Raw genomic sequence first — 3,265 nt, 5'->3', positions numbered from 1 at the left:
TTCAGACCGGCGATAGGGTCAGGGCGGTGGTGCCCAGCGGCAAGAAGGCCGGGACACATACAGGTCGCGTGGCCATCCGCAAGACCGGCAGTTTCAATATTCAGACCGAACAGGGCGCGGTTCAGGGTATCTCCTGGCGCCACTGCACCCTGCTGCAACGCGGTGATGGCTACGGCTACCACCAGATACCCACGACTCAACACTAAAGGAGGCGCGGACAGGGAACCCCGAGTCGTGCTGCGCACGACGCGCTATCCCTCCCGGCGCTAAAGCAACCGGGTTTCCCGCGCAAAACGATGACACAAGGGCACAATCTTCGGGTTTTCTAGGGCAACAGGTCAGGGAGCGCTACGACTGCCTCTCGAGGCATAGGCTTGGCGAAGAGGTAGCCTTGCAGCAGATCACAGTTACGGCGGATCAGATCCTGCTGCTGCTCTCGCTCTTCAATACCCTCGGCGACCACCACCAAATCCATGTGGTGCGCCATGGTGATAATCCCCTGCACTATGGCGGCATTGCTGCGGTTGGTAGTGATATCCTTGATGAAAGCCCGGTCCAGCTTGACCTTATGAATGGGTAGATCGCGCAGGTAACTCAGGCTTGAGAAGCCGGTACCGAAGTCGTCGAGAGCCACCTTGATGCCTATTGTCTTGAGCTGGTTGATCAATTCGATGGCCTGCTCGGCCCCGTCCAACAGCACACTCTCGGTCACCTCAAATTCCAGTAGTTCTGGGGGCAGGTCTGTGTCGGCCAGCGCCTGTTGGACGTCCTCCAAGAAGCCTTCACGCCGAAACTGCAATGATGAGATGTTGATGGCCACCGGCACCACTCGCTCGCCTGCAGCGTAGGTGGCTGCTGCATCTTGGCAGGCGCGGCGCAGCACCCAGCGCCCTATCGGGATGATCTGACCCGTTTGTTCAGCGAGCGGGATGAACTCCATCGGCGAAACCATGCCCTTCTCGGGATGATGCCAACGAATCAAGGCCTCCATACCGCGAATTCGCCCGCTCACCGCCTCCACAATGGGCTGGTAATACAACTCGAACTGATCATGACCCAGCGCGGTATGCAGATCGTGTCGCATTAATACCGATTTTTCGGTGATTCGCTGCACGTCGCCCTGATACAAGTGCCAGGTGTTGCGGCCTTGCTGCTTGGCCTCAGCCATGGCCAAGTCGGCGCGCTGCATCAGTTCATGGGGGTGTTCTACAGTGTCGTCGTTGCACGCAATGCCAATGCTGGCACTGATGTGCAAAGGCTTGTCCGCGACCAGGACGGGAGTTGACAACGTCTCCAGGACCCGCTCGGCAAAGACCTTGCCCGCCTGGATGCTCTCCAGGTTGGGAAGCAACAGTGCAAACTCATCGCTAGTCAGACGAGCCACCGTATCCCCTGGCGCAATCAGTTGTTGCAGGCGCTCTGCCACCGCGACCAGCAGCAAGTTGCCAATATGATGCCCTAGCCCATCATTGACCGCCTTGAAACCGTCCAGGTCGAGGTGCATGACCACCACTAGGCCTTCCTCCTGCTGGGTGCGTTCGAAGGTTTCGCACAGGTGCTTATCCAGCTGGGTGCGGTTAGGTAGGCCCGTCAACATGTCATGTGTTGCTTGATAGGCGAGCTGTGCCTTCTGTTCGCGATGCTGGGTGATATCTTGCTGGATGCCAATGTAATGGGTGCAACAGCCTTGGTCGTCGAACACCGGGCTGAGCGACAGCCGGTTCCAGAAGGTCGTGCCATCCCTGCGGTAGTTGAGGAGGATGATATTCACGCAGTCGCGTTTGACGATGGCCTGCTGGATGGCGGTAGCGGACGCTACGTCGGTGTCCGGCCCCTGCAGCAAACGGCAGTTGCGGCCCAGGACCTCCTCTGGCATGTAACCCGACAGGGTACAGAAGGCGTCATTGACATAGACCAGCGGCATGTCGGGCTTGCTGGCATCGGCCATGACTATCCCATTAGGCGTCGCCTGGATACCTCGCTCCAACAGGCGTCGCGCTTCCTCTGCTTGTTTGCGCGCCATGATATCTCGGCAGATGCCGTAGACCCCGACAACCTCGCCATCAATAGACACAGGGAAGTTCAGGATTTCCAGATAATAGGCGTGGCCATCGTGGTGCTTACCCATGGTCTCGTATTCACGCGAGCCACCTTGTCTGGCGACATCAAAACTGGCCTGGGTAAACTCACGGTAGTCGGGTTCAACGAACTCGCTGAAATGACGGCCAAGCAGCGCCTCTTCCGTATAGCCCGTGATGCGTGACAAGGCGGCATTACTACGTTGGAAGCGGCCTTCCAGGTCAAACTCGTAGACGCCGTCGGGGTGATTCACAAACAGCGAACGGTGCCATTCGGCCAAGGTGCGATGACTGGTGGTATCGCTATCACGCACGATGGCCAGCGCCACCAGCGCGGCGGCCTGGCGCAAACGACGCTGACTCGTTTCATCAGGGATGCGGGGCTTGCGATAATAGGTGCCGAAAGTTCCCAATAAATCACCTGTGGCCGTCATCACCGGACTAGACCAGCAGGCGCGCAGGCCTTCGATCTCTGCGGCATCGCGAAACGCTAACCAGCGAGCGTCAGTGCGAATATCCTCGGTTACCACAAGTTGTCGCTGATAGGCCGCGCAGCCAAAGGAGGCCGCGTTTGGGCCGATCGGTACGTCTTGCAGCAGGTTCTGATAGCGCTCGGAGAAGCGCTGACTGGGATAGAGGCTAAGAGACTGTTGGACGGGATTGAAGCGCATGAAGGCCACGATGGCATCGGGCAGCATGATCTCGATCCAGCGAGCAATGCCATTCAGTGTCTGGCCGAGGGGCGCCTGTTGAGCAATCAGCTCGTGCACCTCTTGCTGGGTCTCCATCAGCGAGAGTTCGTTGAACATTAAAGAATCACCATGCGATCCATCCTAGTTATTTGTTTGCTAACAATAGAGAGGATAGTGACCGAGTTGCCCGCCATGGGCAAGGTGAGCACTAACTATCGGTCTTAGGCATCTGGGTCAACTACCTCGCCCTAAAGGACGAGGCTTGTGAAAGCAAGCCCGGTTGACCAGGGAAAGCGGTAGCCAACCCGCTACGTTTGCAACAGGTCGTCAAGACCCACCGCCGAATGCTTCGCTCAGTTCGGCGCTCTGGAAGGTCAGGATCACGCTGGTGAAAGGTAAAGCGCCGAAGGTTCTGGTCGCTACCGCAAGGTAGGAGCCGGTTGCAGACATTCCCGAGGGGAGACAGGTTGGAAGACCTGCGTCACCAGGCCCGTA

Annotated in this window: 1 protein-coding gene and 1 pseudogene; one reads left to right on the top strand and one right to left on the bottom strand. The window is 58.1% G+C overall.

Features of this window, described 5'->3' with window-relative positions; genetic code table 11:
* A pseudogene (locus tag DU506_RS20780) lies at nt 1–206 on the top strand (RNA-guided endonuclease IscB); the annotation flags it as partial.
* Nucleotides 207–325: 119 nt separating this feature from the next.
* Here DU506_RS20780 and DU506_RS20775 read toward each other — a convergent pair.
* A complete protein-coding gene (locus DU506_RS20775) occupies nt 326–2,887 on the bottom strand; it encodes a putative bifunctional diguanylate cyclase/phosphodiesterase (RefSeq protein WP_235825867.1) in 2,562 nt (853 codons plus the stop codon).
* Between the last annotated feature and the right edge of the window lie 378 nt (nt 2,888–3,265).

It is taken from the genome of Vreelandella rituensis, from assembly GCF_003336665.1.
Lineage (GTDB): Bacteria > Pseudomonadota > Gammaproteobacteria > Pseudomonadales > Halomonadaceae > Vreelandella > Vreelandella rituensis.
This window is presented reverse-complemented; position numbering and strand designations above follow the sequence as displayed.